We start from the raw sequence: 21,587 nt of genomic DNA, 5'->3' as shown, positions 1-21,587 counted from the left end.
ATAAGCTGTCTCATCATCTATTACAAGAACATCAGCATGATGTCCTATTTGCCCATCATCTTCCCTTTTTCCTGGCTTGTCTAAGATATTTTCTTGCCTGTGCCACACATTTGCATCTTCTGAAGAATAAACTCCCAGTCCACACCACGGGTCTGTTATCATCCAGTATTTGCCTTTCCAATAAAAAACGTTTGGCCCCTCTTGAGGTCTGTCAGTTAAAGCTGGTCCTAAAACTTTCCAATCTTTTAGATTGGTACTCTCTGCTACATAGATGTATGAATGGTCCGCTTCATCCTTGTACCACATCCTAAAAGTTCCATCTGGCATCTGGAAAACACACGCGTCAATAACTTTATTTGAAGATAGTTTAAGCTTGCAGATAAACTCCCAGTCCCACAGATTCTTGCTTTTGTAGTACAAAATGTATCTGTCTGCATTCCAATCCTGTGGAACACCAGGTACAAAGCTCACATACATATGGTATTCCCCTTCATAGAATATCACCTCAGGTGCCCAGAAGGTGTTTCTGCCCCTGCCATATTGAAGGTCTATAGTACCTCTATAAAGCCAAGTTCTGCCACCATCTTTTGATTCAGCAATGCCTATGTCAGTCCCATGCATAAAAGCCTTGCCAGGAAGTTTTTGGTTTGCTCTTCTGTTTGTGTACAAAATCCACCAACTTTTTTCAAGGTGATTGTATATGATTGTGGGGTCTGCCGCACCGTCATAGATTGGGTCTCTAAAAAGTGGAGCTGGTGGTCTTGGCACATTTATCATCCCCTTTTAATAAATTTTTATTTCTCTTTTGTACACTGGAATTAACTTGGCCGATTTAATCACAGCAACCCTGTCATTTTCCTTGTAATCAGGCACTTTCTGAAGATATATGTTATGAAACTTTGAAATAGCAGATATCTTTATTATGATTTCCTCAGGAAAATAGAGCTCTTTGAGGCTCAGGTGAAATCTATTAAAACCATCATAAAAATCGTCGTTTACAAGTTTGTCATTTACAAATGCTTGAATGACATCCCCAACATATTCTATCTCAAGAAGCAAATCGTCCAAATCTTCTTTTTTACCCCAAATCATGGATCTGAACTTAAACTGTTTGACATTGTCTTTTCTGTCGACATCAGCATATAAAAATCTATCAAACTCATTTTTAACAAACTCTTCTTCATACCATTTCACATCTGTTTTTATTTCTTCGAACCAAAAACTGATTCTATAAAAGTTTTCCGCAATCATTTCAGCGCGCAAGTTCTCATCAAATTCTATTTTATCATCTTCATAAGCTGGATATAGATAAAAATAACCCTCAGGATTTTCACCAAACACATGGACAGTATCATCTTCCACAAATATATTGTGTGTTGGGCATATCAATATTCTTTCTCGACCGCTAATCTTTAGCTTCCACATCTTTTCAGCTTGCATCTGATCAAGTGTTATAATTCTTAGATTCTTATCACTTTCTTTATGTTTTAGCGAAATTGATTTTTCAACTCCCAACTGAACATTTGAAATTTTTGTGTAACTGCTGCCATCAATATTGCAAATTTCAGAAAATTCCTTATGAGAAACAATGTTTTCCGTGATATCGCCCTCAAATACATATTCAACCTCAAGCCCTTTGCATTTTCTGAAAACACATATTAATTCATTATTTTTTTCATTGTACAGCTTGCAAAGAGGCTGGGCTGTTGCATATACAATTTTAAAATTACCAACATCAAAGTTAAATGGTAAAAAGAAGTATGCATCTTTTTCAAGTGTAAATGACTGAAAAGGTACTGTCAGAGCTTTTTCAGGAAGCTGAATTTTTACCTGCAATTTTTCTATATCAGAGAGTTTAGGATTTCTTTGATAGTTGTTGAAAAATACAAACCCACTTTTACCATTGCTTCTTACTGCCACTCTTGGAGTTGTTATGTCAAATCTATTAGCTGGGACTAACTTAGGAAGATACATCTCCATTGGTGCTAAAATATCACCAAAATCTTCTACAAACATGTGAATAATTCTCAAGATGTGATAATGCCGCCTTACCTCACCAAACTCTCCAAGTGGTGCTTGAAAGTCATACGAAATCACTGGATAGTCGTTAGGGTATCGTGTATCTTTACTCTCTTGCAATGTTGAGAGTTTGCCTATTGCATGTCTTCCCCCGTGATACATATAATACCCTAAGAGTGTACAACCACTACCAAGCTTCACAAGAGCAATTGCTCCAACATCATCTGGATCAATATATGGTCTTCTGTGATATGTCTTTTGAACTCCACCTCCAAGCTCGCACGTCCAAAACGGATAGTTATAAATTGCTGGATCATCTGATAAAGCATCGTTCGAAGATGAGATCAAATCATTCCCAATACCCGCATCATTTCTCAAGTGTGTGAAGAAAAAGTTGGGATTTGGAGGAAGTTCTTTTGTGTGTTGCTCCCACGGTGCTTCAGGATAGCCTCCAAACACAGGTATGACCTCACCTTCTGGGAACTTTGCTCCACCTTTTGGTCCCCAGCCTGTGACTGTATAAATGGGTGCTCTTAAACCAACTTTATTTGCAATCTTTTTGAGAGTTACTATGTGTTCTTTGTTGTCATAAAGCTCATTTTCAAGCTGGATGCTAATTATTGGTCCGTCTTGGTCAAAATAAAGTCCATCAACTTGTTTAGCAATCTCTCTATACCATCTTTCTACATACTCTAAATACAAAGGGTCATCTGTTCTCAAATTGCAGCCTTTTTGTAAAAGCCAATCAGGAAAGCCTCCATTTCTGCACTCACCATGCGCCCATGGTCCGATTCGTAAAAATACAAACATATCATGTTTTTTGCAAAGCTCAACAAACTTGCGGATATTTTTATTTCCTGACCAGACAAACTCTCCTTCAATCTCTTCATGATATATCCAAAAAAGATATGTAGCAATTATTTGAATACCGCCAAATTTTATTTTGAGAATTTCCTTTTCCCATAAATCCTCTGGATATCTTGAAAAATGAAACTCTCCCATGGTAGGAAGCCAGGGAATTTTGTTTTTGAGAAGATACTTGTTTGTGACAAAGATTTCCATCGAAGAATTTTTGCCACCAAAATTAAGTAAACTAATGTTTTTCTGAGGGCATGCCATATCAACATTCACCACAATCTGCACTATTATTCATCCCCTTAAATTTCAATTTGTTTAAAACAAAGTTTTCAATACCCCAGCATAGCCTTTTTGTTTTCTAAATAATAAAGATAATTCTCATACGGCACATCTGGGGGACACCTGTGGTCAACATGGGGTATAAAACCGCCTTGTTCCACCACCTTTTCAAGCCTTTTTAGTTCCTTTAGTATATCTTCTTTTGAACCCTGAAGTTTTGTCTTGTCAACACCGCCCATAAGCCTTATACTATCTCCGTAAAGTTTTTTCAGCATTACTGGGTCTGTGCCAGCATGAACCTCTACAGGAAACATGAGGTTAAACCCTGCTTCCAGCCAAAGCTCAACAATTGGCATGACGTTACCGTCACAGTCAGTTCCTATTATATCTACCCCATGCTTGTGCAAAAAATCTGCTATCTTCTTGTACCTTGGCATTAAAAATTCTTTGAACATCTGTGGAGATATAATTGGTCCCTTGTTAAACGCTATATCTTCCCAGCCGAGAGCAAAATCTACCTCAACGTCTTTCAAGGCCTTTTCCATGAGCTTTATTGAAAAATCAGTCATGTACTCAATCATCTCGTCCACCAAATCGGGCATGTCATAAAATGCAAGTGCAATGTTCTCGAAACCCATCCAATCACGAAGTTTCCCTAACAGGCTTCCACAGTGAATGCACACCGGATAGTCCCTCTTTTGAAGCTCTAAAACTATCTCATCCCAGTTTTCAGGGTATCTTGCAGGGTCCTCGGGATTCAGCCTTTCTTTAAACCTTTCCCAATCATCTTTATTTTTGATAGGATATTCAAGATAATGAGGGATTGTTGATGCTCTGTTTTTAAAGATTTGACACTTTATACCTTCCGCATCAATTATTATCATGTACTCTTGTGTCTCTTCTAACACCTTTTGTTCAAATTGCGGAAGAAGCCCATTTTTTATTGGAACATATTTATAAGAGTCTATACCAAAAAATTTATAAGCCTTTTCTTCATTATCTATCTCCGGCGGAAGACCTTGAGAATGCCAAGTTGGAAGTGTTTCATTCCAGTAGCCAAATTCAAAGTTTGGTATTCGGTCCACATTCTGATAGTGCATAACTCGTCTAAATCTTTCTCTATTTGTCAATTTACCTGATGGGAATTTATTCTTTATTGTTCTTTCCATCAGTTTTTCCCCCTTTAGCAAATCTTTGTTAAAATCCTCCACAGCTTCAAAAAATGCTTTTATATTTTCAATTGGAGTATGATAAGGAATGTCACAACCAGAGGAAATAACAAAATTGGAATACTCTTTTAACTTGAAGAGAAGTTCCTGAGTCTTGTGATACACACCTTCTACAGAGTCATTTCTAAATACACCCACAGGGTCAAGGTTGCCAAATACAAGTTTGCTCTGTGGAACCCTTTTTATGATCTCACAAAGGTCAACACAGTTGCCAAAATGAAACCCCATGCATTCAGTCTCAAGCATTGACTCAACCAAGTTCTGGGTATTTCCACAGTTATGAAGAAACACAGAAAAACTCTCATCCTGCACGCTTTTTACAATCTCTTTTATGTAATGAGATGAAAATTCTGAGCACTGCTGAGGTGACAGAAGACCTGCTGCCGGTTCTGCAATCAAAAGCCCATTTGCACCCGCCACTTTTAAAGCATGGGCATATCTTCTTAAATATTCTGAGCACTTTTCAAGCAGCAAATGAACTTTTTCAGGCTCAAGCATAAGACTTATCATAAGTTCTGTTATGTCAAAAAGCCTCACAGCAAGAGAAAAAGGACCAATCATTGTTCCAAGAATGGGTTTTTCAATATTTAAAGTTTGCAATCTTTTTATAACTTCAATCACATTTCTTGTTCGCTTTGATCCAATTTCAGGAATTTGTAGCTCTTCTGCTTCATCCAACTTTTTAATAAGAGGTCCTATAACAGATGGCACTTCTTCTGAAGAAAACCGAACAGCGCACCCAAACTCTTCTGCCTCAACTGAAAGGTCCATCGCAGTTGCGATTGCAACCATATCAAAGTTTTGGCAAATTTCTTTTAAGACGTTAAAATGGACATGACCATTCTGTGCCAAATCTTTGACATCAAAACCATCCATAGATTTCAAAATTGGATAACTCAAAATTGGAAAAGCTTTTTTGGTATTTTTTCCTTTATTAATTAACCTTTCTTGCCACTTTTGCATATTAAGTTTCATGCTTAAACACTCTCTTTCAGACAAAACATTATATTTATTATGTTTATTAATGATTTTTTATTTTTGCTTTTATTATATCACACATCATATTCGATTTAATAGAATTTTATTTTGTAAAGATGAACTTTTTTACAACAAACAAAAAGGACAGCAGAATTTTTCTGCTGCCCTTTCGCAACCTTTAAGTTATTCAATTTTCTACGCGCTGCACATACTTTACTGCATCTGAGCAATACCTTGCTTGATCTGTTTTACCATAGCCTCTGCTGCCTGCTTTGGTGTTGCTTTGCCTGTTGTGATAAGTGAGAGTGCATTACCAGCTGGTGTCCAAACAGCAGACATCTCTGGGATGTTTGGCATAGGTATTCCAACTTTTGCTTGTTCCGCAAATGCACTCATTATCTTATCGGACTTAACTTCATTGCTTGCAAGAACGCTATTCAATACAGGAATTCTATGTCCAACCTTAAATAATGTCAAAGCTGAGTTTTCAACCAAATATTTTGCTAACTTGAAAGCTGCATCTTTGTTTTTGGACTTTGCCGAAACAAACGCTGCCTGAACACCAACAAAAGATGGTGTTGGTTTTCCATCGTCTGTCTTTGGCAGTGGTGCAACTGCAAATGGTACTTTTGCCTTTATAAAGTCCTGAACATCCCATGGACCGCTGATGTAAAATGCAATCTTTCCATTTTGGAAGTTGCCCTTTGCAATATCGCCTCTTATATCCTTTGGCATGAATTTATATGTCTGAACAAAATCTCTTATCAATGAAAGTCCTTTTATCGCACCATTTGTTGCAAGTCCGATATCGTTTGGATCAAGCGAACCACCTTTGTTCTTGAACACATATCCACCATTTTGAGCAATGAACGCAAAGCTGAAATAGAAGTTGTTAACATCGTACATAAACCCGTATTTCTTAGCCAATGTGATGAGCTGGCTCATTGTCTTTGGAGCCTCTTTTACTTTTGATGTATTATAGAAAAGCGCATATGTCTCCATAGCAATTGGAAGAGCATAGAGCTTTCCTTCAAATGAACATGCATCAAGCGCAGTTGATACAAAGTTTTTCTTGTCAATGAGATTTGCTGGAACTGCTTCTAAAAGCTTTGCTTTCCAGAAAGCACCAAGGTTATCATGTGGAATACCAAACATGATATCTGGACCTTTTCCACTCATTGCAGCTGTCTGGAAGCTCTGGAACGAACCTTGGTCTGTGATGACTTTTACAGTGTATCCATTTGCTTTTCCCCACTTATCTGCAATTGGTTGCAAAGCTTTTACTTCATCCTGAGTAAGATGTGACCAGACAACAAGCTGTTTTTTGGATGTCGCAAATGCTCCGCTAAGTGGTATCAGCACCATAGCCGCAAAAGCAATTATTAGAACTACTGTCAAGATTCTTTTTAGATTTTTCATAATCAAAACAACCTCCCTTAAATTTATTTGATATGCAAACGTTTGATAATAACATTATATATTTCTCTCTAAAAAAAGTCAAGAGAGAGAAAAAATTTTTTACTCCATCAATAAATTTAGTTTCTTTTTAATGCAATCATTATAACGTTTGAGCTTTTCCGCATGATTCTCTTTCAACAATCTGATGTGGAACTATTATTCTTCTGTAAGTCTTTGCTGACTCACTTAAGTCCATCATCAACACTTCGGCAGCAAGCCTGCCAAGGTGAAAAATATTAATATCAACTGTTGTTAGAGGTGGTTGGCATATCTCACTAACAATGGAGTTATTGAAAGAAATCACTGAAAGTTCTTTCCCCACTTTAAGATTTAGACTTTCAGCAACTTTGAAAATCTCAATTGCAATCAGATCGTCCATACACACTATAGCAGTGGGCCTATCCTCTTGACTCAAAATCTCATATGCATTTTCTCTGTAACTTTTTTTGTAATAGTTTGCAAATTTTATATAGGAATTTTTTGGTTGTATACCGTATTTCTCAAGAGCTTTTTTGTAGCCTGAAAACCTGTCGCTTGTTACTACCAAATCACTGGGTCCGCCCATGAAGGCAATTTTCCTATGCCCCAGCCTTATGAGGTACTCGGTGGCTTCAAATCCTGCTTTGATATTGTCGTTGTCCACCCAGTTTACACTGTTTTCATAGCCAATTGGTCTTCCAATCACAACAAACTTAAAGTCAATGCTCTTTAGATACTCAATTGCAGGGTCCTTTTCCCTTGATGAAAGGAGCACAAACCCATCAACCTTTTTGCTCTCAACAAGTCTTTTCAAAAGCTCTTTTTCCTTTTCAGGATTTGAGATTGCAAGCAGGATATCATACTCAAAGCTATTTACTAAATTACATATGCTTGTTATCACCTGGTCGAAAAAAGAATTTAAAAAAGCATTCTCGGGTTCTCGCGGCACAAATACACCAACAGTAAAGGATTTTTTTATAACCAGCCCCTTTGCATTTGCATTAGGAACATAGCCAAGCTTCTTTATAGCCTCAAGAACCCGCTTGGTTGTCTCAGGACTGATTTTGCTACTGCCTGCAAGAACCCGCGAAACAGTGGATGGTGAGACGTTGGCTTCTTTTGCTATTTCTTTTATTGTTGCCATCGTCTATCAATCCTCGTGGGATTTTGGAATGTACATCTTCTCGTAGTATTCTTTTACCATCCTCTCTGCTGAGAATTTGTCAAGTGTAGATTCAATGCTATTTTGCATCATTTTTACCCATTTGTCTTTGTTTTTATAGTATGTTGGTATTACCTCGTTTTGCATGACATTAACTAAACTCTTAAGGTCGTGGCTATCTTGTTCTTTTTCGTCTTTTGACTCAAAACCATCGCCAATCTGCCACCCATTTATTCCATGTTGGCACGCCTCAGGCCACCATCCATCTAAGGTGGAGACGTTCAAAACACCATTCATTGCAGCTTTCATCCCTGAGGTTCCGCACGCTTCTAAAGGTCTTCGCGGGTTGTTCAGCCAGATATCGCATCCGCGGGTTAGCATCTTGCCAATTTCCATGTCATAGTCTTCCAAAAACACAACCTTGCCAGGATACTTTTTGGACATTGCAATGATATTGTTAACAATCTCTTTGCCGGTATCATCAAGCGGGTGGCTTTTGCCTGCAAAGATTATTTGAAGATCGTTTTTGAACATCTTGTCAGCCGCTTCTTTGTCCCTAAAAATGAGGTCGCTTCGCTTATATGGAGCTGCCCTTCTTGCAAATCCAATTGTCAAAATATCTTCTCTTAATTTAACGCCCGTTCTTTTTTCAACAAAATCCAAAAGCTCACGTTTTATTTGAGTATGTGTCTGCCAAAGCTTTTCAGGATTATGTCTTGATTCTAATATTCTTCTGTCTGCCCATGTTCCAACATGAACACCGTTTGTAATACCAATTATTCTGCTTCTTCTATCAACCTGAGCCCACATAGCATTTGCAGTAACTCTGTGCAGGTCAGACACAGCATTTGAAATGCGAGCAAGTCTTAGCGCTGCAACTGTCATGTTAAAAGGCGCACCGCCAATATAAACAAGCTGCTCTTCTGTAAGATTCAAGTTTGCACCCATATACATAAGAAGTTTTAAAGGATGTGTTTCATTTCCTGCTTCAACAGGTGTATGTGTTGTAAACACAATCTTTTCTCTTGCTTTAGATAGTGCCTGTTCAAATGAAAGACCTTTTTCTTCCATGTAATACCTTACAAGCTCAAGTCCAGCAAACACAGCATGTCCTTCATTGAAATGATACACATCAACCTTGATACCAAGCTCTTTTAAAGCCCTCACACCGCCAATACCCAAAACCATCTCTTGAGCAACTCTTTCTTCACCGAACCAGCCATAAAGCTGTCCTGTAATCCACCTGTCACTATTTTCAGGAAGGTCAGTGTCAAGAAGGTAAAGGTCGCTATTTCCAAAATTGTCAACCTTCCACACCTTGCAGTACACATCTCTGTTTCTAATTCTTACCTTAACCTTAACACCTGTGTCTTTTAAAAAGTTGTACCTGTAGATTGGAAAAGCATCAATCACACCATATTCTTCTGTCACAATCTGCTTATTATACCCTTGCTTCCACAGAATTCCAACACCTACAACAGGGTATCCTAAATCCTTTGCAGCTTTTAAATAGTCACCTGCAAGTATTCCAAGCCCACCTGCGTAGATTTTGAAGTTAGAATCAAGACCAAACTCCATGCTAAAATACGCGACTGTAGGAAGTTTTTTCATTCTATCTAATCCTCCTTCTAAAAAAGAATTTTTATAATTTTTATGGTCAATTTAAACCTCAAATTAACCCTTGATAGCACCTGCTGCAAGACCGCTTTGAATCTGTTTTTGTAGTGCCATGTATATAATCACAATTGGCAGTGATGCTAGTATTGATGCTGCTGAAAACATAGGCCAGTTAGCTGAAAACTGGTTGTTTATAAAGTTTCTAAGTCCAATTGGGACTGTTGCATTTTCAGGTGACTGTAAAACTAAGCTTGAAAGCAAAAACTCGTTGAACACACCGTTAAAACTCCAGATAAACATCACAGCAAGCATTGGTGCAGTAAGTGGCAGGATAATCTTTCTGAAAATCAGAAAATGCCCAGCACCGTCAATTATTGCCGCCTCATCAATCTCGTATGGTATCTGGTCCATGTTTCCTTTCAAAAGCCAGATGTTAAACGCAGAACCGCCTGCCAGTACCAGAATGAGTGCAAAAAGATTGTCAAGAAGATTGAACTTTGCTAAAAGCCCATATATCGCAGGCATTGCCATGAATGTTGGGAACATTTGCAAAATTAAAAGTGTTTTGAGCCCATTTTTCCTTCCAACAAAGTTTATCCTTGAAAATGCATATGCTGCGGGAGCTGTCATGAAAATCTGCAGGAATGCAACTCCAAAACATACAATCAAGCTGTTTTTTACCCACATCACAAAGTCAGGCAGTGTCTGAGAAGGACTGCTCTTTCTCCTGAAAAGCTCAATATAGTTCTCAAACGTAATCTCTTTTGGGAAAAACGACGACTGGAAGAACGCCCCACCTTTTGATAGCGACGCAACTATGATAAACCATGTAGGAAGTAGTGAAAGTATTATCGCAACCCAAATAATCACTCTTGATATCCACAGAACAATAGCATCCTGTTTTGTCATATACTCTCTTCCAATCATTATCTTTCACCACCCTCAAATGCTCTTGTAAGCTTCATATTGATAAGCGAAATTGTTCCCACAATGAAGAAGATTATGATTGACATTGCAGATGCAAGGTCATATCTGTAAAACTGCATTGTAAGCTTGTATGTTGTTGAGACAAGAAGGTCTGTGTGCCCTGCAAACTGAGTGTCAAGCCTTGCAGGTCCGCCGCCTGTTACAAGGTATACAACGTTGAAGTTGTTGAAAGCATATGCAAACGATGAAATCAAAATTGGAAGCGCTGTTGGCACAATCATAGGTATTGTAATTTTAAATAGCTTTGTAAACCAGCCAGCTCCATCTATCTCAGCCACTTCGTAGAGCTCTGGCGGAATTGACTGAAGAGCACCAAGCGACGCATTCATCATAAATGGGTATGAAAGCCACAGATTAACAATAAATATGCTTATCTTTGCCCAAAACGGGTCTGTCATCCAAGGCAATGGATTAAGGTGAATTGTTTTTAAAAGCATGTTTATAGCTCCGTACTCTTCATTCAATAGTCCCTGCCATGCCAAAGAAGCAATTGTTCCTGGGATGGCCCATGGGATTATTAATATTGACCTGTAAATATTTGTCTCTTTCATAAACTTGTTGTTAAGAAGCACAGCAAGCAAAAGTCCCACTGAAAAATTAATAAGAACTGTAACAAGTGCAAATGTAAATGTCCATGCAAATGTTGGCGCAAATACTTCTCTGAACGGTCCTGTTATGATATCTACAAAGTTCTTAACTCCCACAAATTTGTAGTCTTCCATGTGGTTGAGATTAAAATTTGTAAATGCATAATACACCGTCATGGCTATTGGAAAGAAAGATAGCACTGCCATGGATATCAAAGCCGGCGCAAGATATACGTAACCTATTGGCTCGCGCTTTTTCATAATCTTTTTCCTCCTTTAAAATAAAATGTGCAATCGTTTGCTCTTGAAAATATTATACAATCATCTTTTATTCCTGTCAACAAATTTTTATTCTTTTCTCTAATAATCTATTTAACAATCACAATTTCAAAGCTTTCGGGACTCAGATCAAGTTCAATATAGCATGATTGATTTTTAATCTTTTTGTCCATGCTGAAAAATTCAATCTCTTTATCAACAATAAACTCTGACCACAGTTTTACTTTTTGCAAAGCTTTGCGTGGATTAAAAAGAATGTACACAACTTCACTTTCACTTTTTCTTTCAAAGCAAAGCACATCACCAATTGAAAACTCTTTTACATTGTCGCTATTTAGAGCTGAAGATACTTTTTTGAGGTCAATTAATCTTCTGTACAGGTTAAAAATCTCTTTATCATGCTTTACTTCTTCCCATATCATCCCCCTTCTGCAGTCGGGGTCATGTCCGCCTTCCATTCCAATCTCATCACCATAGTAAATCATAGGAATTCCCTGATAGGTAAGGTTATACACTGCGGCAAGCATTGCAAGTTCTTTATTTTTATTTAGTCTTGTTAAAACCCTTTCTGTGTCGTGGCTACCAATGAGGTTAAGCTGACATGAAAAAAGTATAGGATTAAATTTTAGTCTGTAGTCTGCCAAAATCCTTGATGCATCCTCTGCATTATATTTACCCATCAAATACCTTACAAAAACCTCCCACGAAAAGTAGTTCATCACACCATCAAACATGTCTCCCATCAAAAAGTTTTCGCTTCTGTGCATAACCTCGCCAATTAAAAGAATGTCTTTTTTTATTGCTTTTAGCTCTCTTCTTATCCTTCTTATAAAGTTTTTATCCAGCTCATTAGCAACGTCAAATCTAAAACCGTCAATATCAAACTCTAAAAGCCAGTACTTTAAAACCTTTAAAAAGAAGTCCTGAACCTCTTTGTTTGAAGTATTTATCCTCGGCATACTGTTTACATTTGTTGCAAAGGTCTCATAGTTTCCTTTTTGGATATCCACAGGTAAAGACCTTATATTGTACCAGCTATAATATTTTGAATTTTCTCCATTTTTTATAACATCCTGAAAGGCAAAAAATCCAATGCCAGTGTGGTTAAAAACCATATCAAGTATTACCCTGATACCGTTTTTGTGAAGGCTTACTACTAAGTCTTTGAAATCCTCTTTTGTTCCCAAAAGAGGGTCAACGTCAAAGTAATCGTCAACATTGTAGCGATGGCTTGAGTTTGATTTAAAAATCGGTGTAAGATAAATGGCATTTATCCCAAGAGTTTTAAAATACTCTATTTTTTCTTTTATGCCTGCAAAATCACCACCAAGAAAAACTTCAGAGCCTGGTACATCCCAGCTGCAGTAATCCCAATCAAATAGCTTCTTGCTGTGCACTTGTTTTTTGCCTCTTTTGAACCTGTCTGGGAAAATCTCGTAGACAACCAAACCTTTCGTAAAAGAAGGTTTTTCAAAGATATCTGCTTCATTTGCATATGGAAACTGGAAAGCATCAAAATACAGGTTTTCTTCGGTATCTACAAGTCCAAACTGGTTAAATACTTTAAAACTTCCATCCAAAAGTTCAATCAAAAACTTGTACGCAAATCTCGGTGTTTTGTTTTGCACCTGCGCTGTATACACTTCAAAACTTCCAACGTTCATGTAAAAATCCATCTTCACTTTCTGAACATCCAAATCATACCTGTCTGAGAATATCAAACTGACACTTCTTGCAAATCCTTTTTGCACCCAAAGTCTTACATAAAACTTATCTTTGCTCAGAGCAAAAATGTCATGAACTTGATTGTGAATAACCTGCAAATTTTGCACTCTCCTTCTGAAATATTTTTTGAAATACAACATTGAAATTTATTTTATCACTTTTCTATCTATAATGCAAATGTTTGCATAAATTTGTTTTGTAGGCACTTATAAAGTTTTCAAAATGTCAAATTTGGGTATTTTCAAATCAACCAAATAATTGTAAAATAAAATAGAACAAAAAATCAAAACAATACAATATTACGACAATACACTTTAAAAGAAAGGTGGAAAAAATGCAGGATATAAGAAGTATCAAATCACAGATATGCAGAATTGGAAGAATCATGTACGAAAGAGGATATATTAGCGGACCTGATGGAAATATCTCTGTGAGAGTAGACAAGGATAAAATTATTACAACACCCTCGGGTGTATCAAAAGGTTTTTTGAGTGAAGATATGCTTGTTCTAATTGATATGGAAGGCAAAATTCTTGAAAAGACAAATTACAAGCCATCGTCTGAGATAAAGATGCACCTTAAAGTCTATCAAGAAAGAGAAGATGTTAATGCATGTGTTCATGCCCACTCACCTTATGCAACAACATTTGCAGTTTTAAGAAAGCCTCTTGACAAACCAATTTTAGCAGAATCAGTCTTCATCTTTGGAGGGTATATTCCTGTTGCGCCGTTTGCAACACCTTCAACAGTTGAAGTACCAGAGTCAATAGCACCTTTTATAAAAGACTACGATGCTGTGCTTCTTTCAAACCATGGCGTTTTGACATACGACAAGGACTTGGAGATGGCATTTTACAAGCTTGAGATTGTTGAGTTCTGGGCAAAGATTTTATTTCTATCAAGCCAGATAGGCACGCCGCAGGTTCTGAGCCCTGAGGAGATTCAAAAGGTTTTGGATTTGAGAAAGGATAATTAAAAAAGCACAGATAGAAAGGAGAGATAAAATGCTTGATTTAGAAAAACTCAAAAACCCAGATAATTTTTACAGGTGCGCACCTTTCTGGAGCTGGAATGACAATTTAAAAGAGGAAGAGCTTTTGCGTCAGATAACCGAAATGCACCAAAAAGGTTATGGCGGTTTTTTCATGCACTCAAGGGTTGGGCTTGTGACAGAGTATCTGTCTGAAGAGTGGCTAAATCTTGTCAAAAAATGTATAGAGCATGCAAAAAAGCTAAACATGCTTGCATGGCTTTATGATGAAGACAAGTGGCCGTCTGGTTTTGCTGGGGGTGCTGTGGCTTTTAAAAATCCTTCATACAGGCACAAGTTTTTAGTTCTTTTGAAAGAGGACCAGGTTGAACACGACGATGAGGTGCTCTCAAGCTTTGTCCATGGTGGCGTAAAGTACATTGTTGCAAAGCGCACAATGAAGCTTGGTGACATGTGGTTCAATGGAAGCTGCTATGTCGACCTTCTTTCAAAAGATGCAACTATGGAATTTATAAACCTCACACATGAAAGATACAAACAAGCTTGCCAAGAGTATTTTGGTGATGCAATGCCGGGAATATTCACCGATGAGCCAACATATTTAAGAGTCCATTACAAAGATATCCCTACCTTACCATGGACAGAAAAACTTCCAGAAAGGTTTTTGCAGAAAAAAGGGTATGATATAAAAGATCATTTTGAGGAGCTCTTCTTCAATGTGGGTAATTACCACAAGGTCAGGTTTGACTTTTTTGATATTGCCCTTGAAATGTTCATAGAAAACTTTACCATTCCTTATGCAAAGTGGTGTGAAGAAAATGGCATTATGATGACAGGACACTACATGGCAGAAGATACAATGCGTGGCCAGATTGAATGGATAGGCGCTGCAATGCCCCACTATGAGTACATGCAGCTTCCTGGAGTTGACAAGCTTGCAAGACATTTAGAGCAGGTAGTTACAATGAAACAGGTGTCATCGGTTGCAGAGCAGCTTGGCAAAAAAGGAGTGCTGTGTGAAACCTTTGGAACAACAGGTCAGCATGTGAGTTTTCTTCACAGAAAATGGATATCAGACTGGCAGGCAGTGCTCGGCATAACATATATAAATCCGCATCTTAGCCTGTATTCCATGAGAGGCGAGAGAAAAAGAGACTATCCACCAAACCTTTTTTACCAGCAGCCATGGTGGGAAGATGAAAAGTTCTTTGCAGACTATCTTGCAAGAATTTCGTACATAGCAGGGCTCGGCAAAAGAGATGTTGATGTGCTTGTTCTACACCCCATATCATCTGCCTGGGCAGAGTATTCTAAGTTTGATGACAGCGTGGACAAGCTGGATATTCTGCTTGACAAAACGGTAAAAGAGCTAATAGCAAACAAGATTGACTTTCACTTTGGCGATGAGATAATCCTATCAAAGTATGCACAGGTTGAAAATGGCAAAATTAAGGTTGGCAGTTATAGCTACAAAGTAGTTGTCCTGCCGCCTCTTACAAATTTGAGGAAGACAACACTTAAGCTTTTGCAAAACTTTGTAAATACCGGTGGCAAGGTAGTTGCACTTAAAGATTTCATGTTTTCAAGATTTGAACTTTGCATGATAGACGGCAGCAAGTGTGACATTCCTTTAAAAGAAAAATTCATAAATGCTACAGATCTGAATGAACTTGTTAGCATCTTAAAAGAAGAGGTCTCAACCTACATTGAAGTAATTGATAAAAAGACAAGTCAAAACGCTAAAAAAATCATACTTCAGAGCAGAAAGCTAAATGATGGAAGCAGAATAATCTTTTTGGCAAACACAGACCTTCAAAGAGAAGCAGAAATCACAATAAAAATTCCTACTGACAAAAATGTTTTTGTCGCAGACCTTGTAGACTTTGGTGTGTTCAAGATTCCAACATTAAGAAGGGAAAAAGGCTGTGCTGTGATTGATGCAACAATGTATCCTGCATCAAGCCTGTGTCTTTTGGTGTCTGACAAGGAGCTTTCGCAGAATACAAAAAATCTAATCTCAGGCGTTATATTTGACAATAGTTTTGAATACAAAACAGGTAGCTGTGAGTTTGACATAGCGCTTAAAAACTACAATACACTAATACTTGACAGAATAAAATATGAAGTTGATGGAAAGGTAATTTTTGAAGATTGTTATTGTGCCCAGGTTTGGCACAAGCATTTTTATAATCTCCCGGAAGGAACACCTTTCAAAGCCACATACTATTTTAAGGTTGAAAAAGTGCCGTCAAAACTTTTTGTGGCAATAGAGTGTGCAGAGAATCTTGACATGATTCTTGTAAACAATCAGCCTGTCAAATTTGAAAGAAAAACCGAAAGCTTTTCGCCTGAGCAGAACTTTTTGGATGTGAATGTTGGCAAGATTGATATCACCTCTTTTGTCAAAGAAGGAAAAAATGAAATAGTACTCAGTGGTAGAAAGTCAAACAACATCACAGCACCTGGCTGCCATGAGAGGGTAAAAAACTCCAAAAACCACAGACCGACTGAGGTTGAAGCCATTTATCTTGTAGGAAGCTTTTCTCTGATTTGCGTTGATGAGACAAAGTTTATCTTAACCGAGCCCAAAAAGCCATGTCATTTTGATATAACAAAAGACGGGTATCCTTTTTATGTTGGGTCGCTAAGTCTAAAAAGCTCTTTTGAGATTACAAAAGAAAGTTCAAAAAGATTTTATATAAAGCTCAATAACGTAAACGCATCAATTGCCAAAGTGTTTGTAAACGGCAAGAAAGCATGTACTCTCTTTTCCCAGCCGTTTTTGGCTGACATAACAGATCATGTAAATGACGGTAAAAATGAGCTTGAGATAGTTTTAACAAACACACTTTTTAACCTCATAGAAGCAAACCACAAAGCAGACGTGTTTGAGGAGCTGTACAGACGTCCGCAGAGCTTTATTGACTTTGAAAACTTCACATCACGCTATATGCTCTTGCCATTTGGCCTTGGAAGTTATAGTATATTAACATCTGATGTTTAAAAAGGGGGCCGGTTTAAAAATGGAAATTTTGAACGAAATATCACAGCTCGTTCAAAAAGGAAACGCAAAACTTGCACCTGAAAAGGTAAAAGAAGCTTTATCTTCCGGAATCTCTGCTGAGACAATCTTAAACGATGCACTTGTCCAGGCAATGTCGGTTGTGGGTGAGAAGTTCAAAAACAATGAGATTTACGTGCCAGAGGTGTTGATTGCAGCACGTGCAATGAAAGCTGCGCTGGAAGTACTAAAACCAATCCTGACAGAGACAGGTGTAAAGCCAATCGGTAAGGTTGTGATTGGCACTGTAAAAGGCGATTTGCACGATATTGGCAAAAACTTAGTTGCTATGATGATGACAGGTGCAGGGCTTGAGGTAATCGACCTTGGGGTGGATGTTGCACCTGAAAAGTTCTGTGAGGCTGTAAAAAACCATAGCCCACAGATTGTTGCAATGTCGGCACTGCTTACAACAACTATGCCAAACATGAAAACAACAATTGAAAAGCTACAAGAGCAAGGTTTGCGCGACAAAGTAAAGGTGATTGTTGGTGGTGCACCTGTGACAGAGAGCTTTGCAAAAAGCATTGGTGCTGACGGGTATGCACCTGATGCGGCATCTGCTGCAGAGCTTGCAAAAAAGTTTGTCAAGGGTGTTGCATGAAAATTTAAAATATTAATCAAAATAACCACAGGCAGTCTTGCCTGTGGCTTTTTATTTTTTATATACTCTTTCTTACTATCATGGCTGCGATGATTAAAACCAGAAAATCTACAGCTATCGCTACCGGTATCAGATACCTTGTCTTTTTTACATTGGTTGCTGCAAGGTATGTGGTGATGACGTAAAAGAGAGTCTCAGTTGATGCGCATATTATAGAAGAATATATGCCTATGTCAGAGTCAACACCGTACTTTTCGAAGATGTCTTTTAGCACTGCGAAACTGCTACTGCCAGAAAACGGTTTTATGATAATAAGACCAAGCGCTTCTTTGTATATTCCAAAAAAGCTCAATACGGGAGACAAGAGCTTTTGCAGGATATCCAGAACCCCTGTCTTTGTGAAAAGCTCAACAGCCACAATCAGTGCAAAAACGTTTGGGAATATCTTTATTGAAATCCTAAGTCCATCTTTCACACCTTCTACAAAGCTTTTGAAGACATCTATCCTTTTTGAGGCTGCAAACAGGATTATCAGAAGTAAAAAACAGGCTATCAGATAATCTGAGATATTCTTCATTTTTTGCACACCTTCGACAAAACCTTACACAGGATTATTCCTATAAAAAGACTTGCCATTGAAACAAAAAGTGTGGGAAAGGTGATGGCTGCTGGAGCTGATGATGAAAATTTGGTTCTCAGAAGTATCGCAGTTGTTGGAATTAGCTGAATTGAACAGGTGTTTATCAGCACAAACAAAATCATGTCGTCAGAGGCTGTAGAATTTTTGGCTTCTTTTGAAAGCTCTTGCATGGCAAGTATACCTGCCGGTGTTGCAGCATTACCAAGCCCGAGCATGTTAGCAACAACATTTAAAAGTATAAAATTAAGCGCTCTTTCGTTTTTTGTTTTAAATAAAGCTTCAAAAATGGGTTTCAAAAGCTTTTTTAAAATCTCAACAAGGTTGCTATCCTGCACAACTCTCAAAAATCCTGACCAGAGCATTATTGAAAGCAAAATGGTCAAGAAAATATCAGCTGCTTTTTGAGGTGCCGAAAACAGAATTTCTGTAATTTTTTCTACATTCCCAAAAAGAAGCTGGTACAAAATAGAAGATACAATTGCACCAAGCCAGAATGCGTTCATTTTTTGAGCCTCTTTAGAGTTTTTGTCACTATATAATTTATACTTAAGCTTGCTTGAGAATATAACAAAAAAGCACTCTGCCAAAGAATACAAAAAGCACTTTTAGCAAAGTGCAAACTTTTAAAAAGCAAATCCTCATTAAAATTTACAATTTACAAACACAAAACCTCCCTTAATAGCTCCATATCAAGAAGAGGTGTTCGAGGCGCTGTGCTCTCAACATCAACAAACCTTCCCTCTTGTGTCGAAGTGTAGATTGCCCACAGAGTTTCCAGCACATGATAAGAAAGCCTGCCCGATGCCCTAAGAGGTGTTGAAAGCTTTATTGAAAGTGCCATGTCAAGTATCCCAAGCCCGCGCAGGTTGTCGTAATTGAACGGATTGATGGTCGGCATCTTTGTAAATTCCTTATCATCGTGTCTTTTTAAATATACTCTACCATGGTCAAAAAAGTTTGGATCTGGAACAATTAACGTACCTTCTGTCCCATAAATCTCTATCCCACGCAGGTTTGTATCCGGCACATCATACGACACAGTGACATTTCCTATAACACCTGTGTCAAAAAGAAGGTTTGCAGTTACATATGTCGGCATTTCAACCTCAATCTTTTCTCCTCTGTGAGGCTCAGAAGTTATAAGCCTTTCTTTGTATGTTACCATGCCCATACCAGATACTTTTTTGACAGATCCAAGTAAAAACGCAAGAGCTGTTAAACAATAAGGCCCGACGTCAAAAAGCGGTCCTAAGTATTTTTTGAAAATAAAATGAGGGTTTGGATGCCACTTTTCAGGTCCACCGTAGAGTATAAAACAGTTTGCAGCAAAGGGTCTTCCTATCCATCCATCTTCAATTAGCTTTTTTGCTGTCTGAATGTTCGCACCAAGAAATGTATCAGGTGCACATCCAACTTTAAGGTTTTTCTTTTCTGCTAACTCCAGAATTTCTTTTGCTTCCTTAAGCGTTGAGCAAAGAGGCTTTTCACTGTAAAGGTGCTTTCCACTTTCCAAAACCCTTTTGTTTATTTCATAGTGGTGCTGAGGCGGGGTGAGGTTAACAATTATATCCACATCAAGGTCATACACTTTGTCAGGTTCTACCGCCTGCGAAATAGAAAACTCTGTAGCTATGTTCTTTGCCTTATCTGCGTCCACATCTGCGCACGCAACAACGTCAAATATCCCAAACCTTTTGAGATTTTTAAGGTAAACTGGCGCAATGTTGCCACAGCCAAGCACTGCAACTTTTACTTTTTCCATTTTTCTTGCCTCCTGCAGTTTTTAAAAGTTAAAGCAAAATTCATTATATCATATTTTGATCTAAACAATTTAGCTTTTGTTTATTGACAAATTAATTTCAATGCTACAATATTATTTTGTATATAAATATTTCTACACCAAAATTTTTGAGCAGCTAAAAATAATTGAAAAGTCATAAAACTTGAGAAGGTTGGTGAATGGAGCAATGAAAAGGTCATCAAAAGGTATTTTAATCACCATTTTAGTGGTTGCACTGATTGCCCTGAGCGTATATGGTATATCTCAGAGGAACCAGCAGATGCTAAACACGGTTGAGGTGAAAACTGCAAATGTTGAAAAAGGAGATATTGTATGGCTATTCTCAACAAATGGTGATGTTGAATCAAAATCAAAACAAGATTATTTCATCCTCACCCCCACAAAGGTGCTAAAAGTATTTGTGGATGTGGGAGATAAAGTGAAAAAGGGTGACAAGCTTTTAGAGCTTGAAACTCAGGATCTATCAATTCAATACAAAATTGCGCAAAAACAACTTGAAATGGCAAAACTTCAATTAGAATCTCTGAAAAAATTAAAAGAAAAATGGTCAAGTCAAAACCAAAGCTCTTTGCAAAATAGCACAGCACCTATTCAGAGTTATTCTCTGAACACTTTTACATCATCGCAGATGCAAGTGGCATCTCCTGGTTATAGCCTTGACGATCAGATAAAACTTCAGGAAAAACAGGTTGAAATTGCTCAGCTAAATCTTCAAAGTATAAAACAAAACATGGACAAACAGCAGCGATATATCAAATCACAGATAAATGGAGTTGTGACAGCTATAAACGCACGGGAAGGAAACGTTTTTAGCTCTGTGCAGCTTCCTGCAGTTACAGTTGAAGACCCTGAAGACCTTCAGATTGTTCTTAATGTCAATCAATATGATGCTATAAATATTTCTGAGGGACAAAAGGCTTTAATAAGATTTGGTGAAAAAACTTTTGATGGAGCTGTCAAGATGGTTAGTCCCGCTGCAACAAAGGTAATTACTCAAACAGGAGCTGAAAACGTTGTAAAGGTGTATGTGGATATTCTAAACAACGATGGCACGATAAAACCAGGTTTTAACGTTGATGTGGATATAAAGCTTGGCGAAAAGAAAAATGTTTTAAAAGTCCCTTCAGAAGCCATTTTGACAGACAAAAAGGGGCAAAGCTTTGTATACATTGTGGAAAATGGTGTTGCAAAGCAAAGAAAGGTAGAAGTTGGTCTTTCCTCTGATTTAGAAACCGAAATTAAAAGCGGTGTTGCTGCTGGTGAAAAAGTAATTTTAAATCCCAACAGCTCAATCCAAAACGGTACAAAAGTTAAAGAAAAAGGTGGAAGCTAA

The 21,587-nt window shown here is 37.8% G+C and carries 16 protein-coding genes (1 of these 16 running past the window's edge); 4 read left to right on the top strand and 12 right to left on the bottom strand.

What is annotated here, in order from left to right; genetic code table 11:
• The 9 genes from CALKRO_RS01455 to CALKRO_RS01410 all read right to left on the bottom strand — a co-directional run.
• Positions 1-768 carry the 5' portion of a family 43 glycosylhydrolase gene (locus CALKRO_RS01455; protein WP_013429358.1) on the bottom strand. Its footprint begins 168 nt before the window's first position, so only the first 768 of its 936 coding nucleotides appear in the window; it begins with the start codon at positions 766-768; its stop codon lies beyond the left edge, outside the window.
• 15 nt (positions 769-783) lie between these two features.
• A complete protein-coding gene (locus tag CALKRO_RS01450; protein ID WP_013429357.1) occupies positions 784-3,162 on the bottom strand; it encodes a beta-galactosidase in 2,379 nt (792 codons plus the stop codon).
• Between the two features lie 44 nt (positions 3,163-3,206).
• Positions 3,207-5,360 (bottom strand): uroporphyrinogen decarboxylase family protein, encoded by a 2,154-nt coding sequence (locus CALKRO_RS13200; RefSeq protein WP_013429356.1) that lies wholly within the window; start codon positions 5,358-5,360, stop codon positions 3,207-3,209.
• Between the two features lie 216 nt (positions 5,361-5,576).
• Positions 5,577-6,782 carry a sugar ABC transporter substrate-binding protein gene (locus CALKRO_RS01435; protein WP_013429355.1) on the bottom strand — a complete coding sequence of 402 codons (1,206 nt, stop codon included), beginning with the start codon at positions 6,780-6,782 and terminating at the stop codon, positions 5,577-5,579.
• Between the two features lie 139 nt (positions 6,783-6,921).
• Positions 6,922-7,944: a LacI family DNA-binding transcriptional regulator gene (locus CALKRO_RS01430; protein ID WP_013429354.1), complete on the bottom strand. Its 1,023-nt coding sequence runs from the start codon at positions 7,942-7,944 to the stop codon at positions 6,922-6,924.
• 6 nt (positions 7,945-7,950) lie between these two features.
• Positions 7,951-9,573, bottom strand: coding sequence for an alpha-glucan family phosphorylase (glgP, locus tag CALKRO_RS01425; protein WP_013429353.1), 1,623 nt, complete (start codon positions 9,571-9,573; stop codon positions 7,951-7,953).
• Between the two features lie 63 nt (positions 9,574-9,636).
• Positions 9,637-10,506 carry a sugar ABC transporter permease gene (locus CALKRO_RS01420; RefSeq protein WP_013429352.1) on the bottom strand — a complete coding sequence of 290 codons (870 nt, stop codon included), beginning with the start codon at positions 10,504-10,506 and terminating at the stop codon, positions 9,637-9,639.
• Positions 10,506-11,414 (bottom strand): carbohydrate ABC transporter permease, encoded by a 909-nt coding sequence (locus CALKRO_RS01415; RefSeq protein ID WP_013429351.1) that lies wholly within the window; start codon positions 11,412-11,414, stop codon positions 10,506-10,508. The genes CALKRO_RS01420 and CALKRO_RS01415 overlap by 1 nt, the downstream gene beginning before the upstream one ends.
• Positions 11,415-11,521: 107 nt before the next feature.
• Complete coding sequence (locus CALKRO_RS01410) at positions 11,522-13,255, bottom strand: glycoside hydrolase family 13 protein (RefSeq protein WP_013429350.1); 1,734 nt, start codon at positions 13,253-13,255, stop codon at positions 11,522-11,524.
• A gap of 236 nt (positions 13,256-13,491) precedes the next feature.
• Between CALKRO_RS01410 and CALKRO_RS01405 the strand changes: the two genes are divergently transcribed.
• From CALKRO_RS01405 to CALKRO_RS01395, 3 genes are read left to right on the top strand one after another with little or no spacing between them, the layout of a single operon-like run.
• A complete protein-coding gene (locus CALKRO_RS01405) occupies positions 13,492-14,133 on the top strand; it encodes a class II aldolase/adducin family protein (protein WP_013429349.1) in 642 nt (213 codons plus the stop codon).
• Between the two features lie 28 nt (positions 14,134-14,161).
• Positions 14,162-17,152 (top strand): alpha-L-rhamnosidase, encoded by a 2,991-nt coding sequence (locus tag CALKRO_RS01400; RefSeq protein WP_013429348.1) that lies wholly within the window; start codon positions 14,162-14,164, stop codon positions 17,150-17,152.
• A gap of 19 nt (positions 17,153-17,171) precedes the next feature.
• A complete protein-coding gene (locus CALKRO_RS01395) occupies positions 17,172-17,813 on the top strand; it encodes a cobalamin B12-binding domain-containing protein (protein ID WP_013429347.1) in 642 nt (213 codons plus the stop codon).
• 58 nt (positions 17,814-17,871) lie between these two features.
• On the opposite strand, the gene CALKRO_RS01390 is transcribed toward CALKRO_RS01395, so the two are convergent.
• The 3 genes from CALKRO_RS01390 to CALKRO_RS01380 form a co-directional block, all read right to left on the bottom strand.
• Positions 17,872-18,390: a spore maturation protein gene (locus tag CALKRO_RS01390; RefSeq protein WP_013429346.1), complete on the bottom strand. Its 519-nt coding sequence runs from the start codon at positions 18,388-18,390 to the stop codon at positions 17,872-17,874.
• Positions 18,387-18,956 (bottom strand): nucleoside recognition domain-containing protein, encoded by a 570-nt coding sequence (locus tag CALKRO_RS01385; RefSeq protein ID WP_013429345.1) that lies wholly within the window; start codon positions 18,954-18,956, stop codon positions 18,387-18,389. Before CALKRO_RS01385 ends, CALKRO_RS01390 begins: the two co-directional genes overlap by 4 nt.
• A gap of 152 nt (positions 18,957-19,108) precedes the next feature.
• On the bottom strand, positions 19,109-20,215 hold the full coding sequence (locus tag CALKRO_RS01380; RefSeq protein ID WP_013429344.1) for a Gfo/Idh/MocA family protein: 1,107 nt from the start codon (positions 20,213-20,215) through the stop codon (positions 19,109-19,111).
• Between the two features lie 205 nt (positions 20,216-20,420).
• Here CALKRO_RS01380 and CALKRO_RS01375 point away from each other — a divergent pair, with 205 nt between their 5' ends.
• Positions 20,421-21,587, top strand: a complete 1,167-nt coding sequence (locus tag CALKRO_RS01375; RefSeq protein ID WP_013429343.1) for an efflux RND transporter periplasmic adaptor subunit — start codon at positions 20,421-20,423, stop codon at positions 21,585-21,587.

The organism is Caldicellulosiruptor kronotskyensis 2002, from assembly GCF_000166775.1.
In the GTDB taxonomy this organism is placed as follows: domain Bacteria; phylum Bacillota; class Thermoanaerobacteria; order Caldicellulosiruptorales; family Caldicellulosiruptoraceae; genus Caldicellulosiruptor; species Caldicellulosiruptor kronotskyensis.
The sequence above is the reverse complement of the archived record's forward strand: the minus strand, read 5'-3'. Positions and strand labels throughout refer to the sequence as shown.

Coding starts and splice junctions, on each gene's coding strand:
- CALKRO_RS13200 (WP_013429356.1), bottom strand. CDS start 5,360: ATGAAACTTAATATGCAAAAGTGGCAAGAAAGGTTAATTAATAAAGGA.
- CALKRO_RS01435 (WP_013429355.1), bottom strand. CDS start 6,782: ATGAAAAATCTAAAAAGAATCTTGACAGTAGTTCTAATAATTGCTTTT.
- CALKRO_RS01430 (WP_013429354.1), bottom strand. CDS start 7,944: ATGGCAACAATAAAAGAAATAGCAAAAGAAGCCAACGTCTCACCATCC.
- glgP (WP_013429353.1), bottom strand. CDS start 9,573: ATGAAAAAACTTCCTACAGTCGCGTATTTTAGCATGGAGTTTGGTCTT.
- CALKRO_RS01420 (WP_013429352.1), bottom strand. CDS start 10,506: ATGATTGGAAGAGAGTATATGACAAAACAGGATGCTATTGTTCTGTGG.
- CALKRO_RS01415 (WP_013429351.1), bottom strand. CDS start 11,414: ATGAAAAAGCGCGAGCCAATAGGTTACGTATATCTTGCGCCGGCTTTG.
- CALKRO_RS01405 (WP_013429349.1), top strand. CDS start 13,492: ATGCAGGATATAAGAAGTATCAAATCACAGATATGCAGAATTGGAAGA.
- CALKRO_RS01400 (WP_013429348.1), top strand. CDS start 14,162: ATGCTTGATTTAGAAAAACTCAAAAACCCAGATAATTTTTACAGGTGC.
- CALKRO_RS01395 (WP_013429347.1), top strand. CDS start 17,172: ATGGAAATTTTGAACGAAATATCACAGCTCGTTCAAAAAGGAAACGCA.
- CALKRO_RS01390 (WP_013429346.1), bottom strand. CDS start 18,390: ATGAAGAATATCTCAGATTATCTGATAGCCTGTTTTTTACTTCTGATA.
- CALKRO_RS01385 (WP_013429345.1), bottom strand. CDS start 18,956: ATGAACGCATTCTGGCTTGGTGCAATTGTATCTTCTATTTTGTACCAG.
- CALKRO_RS01380 (WP_013429344.1), bottom strand. CDS start 20,215: ATGGAAAAAGTAAAAGTTGCAGTGCTTGGCTGTGGCAACATTGCGCCA.
- CALKRO_RS01375 (WP_013429343.1), top strand. CDS start 20,421: ATGAAAAGGTCATCAAAAGGTATTTTAATCACCATTTTAGTGGTTGCA.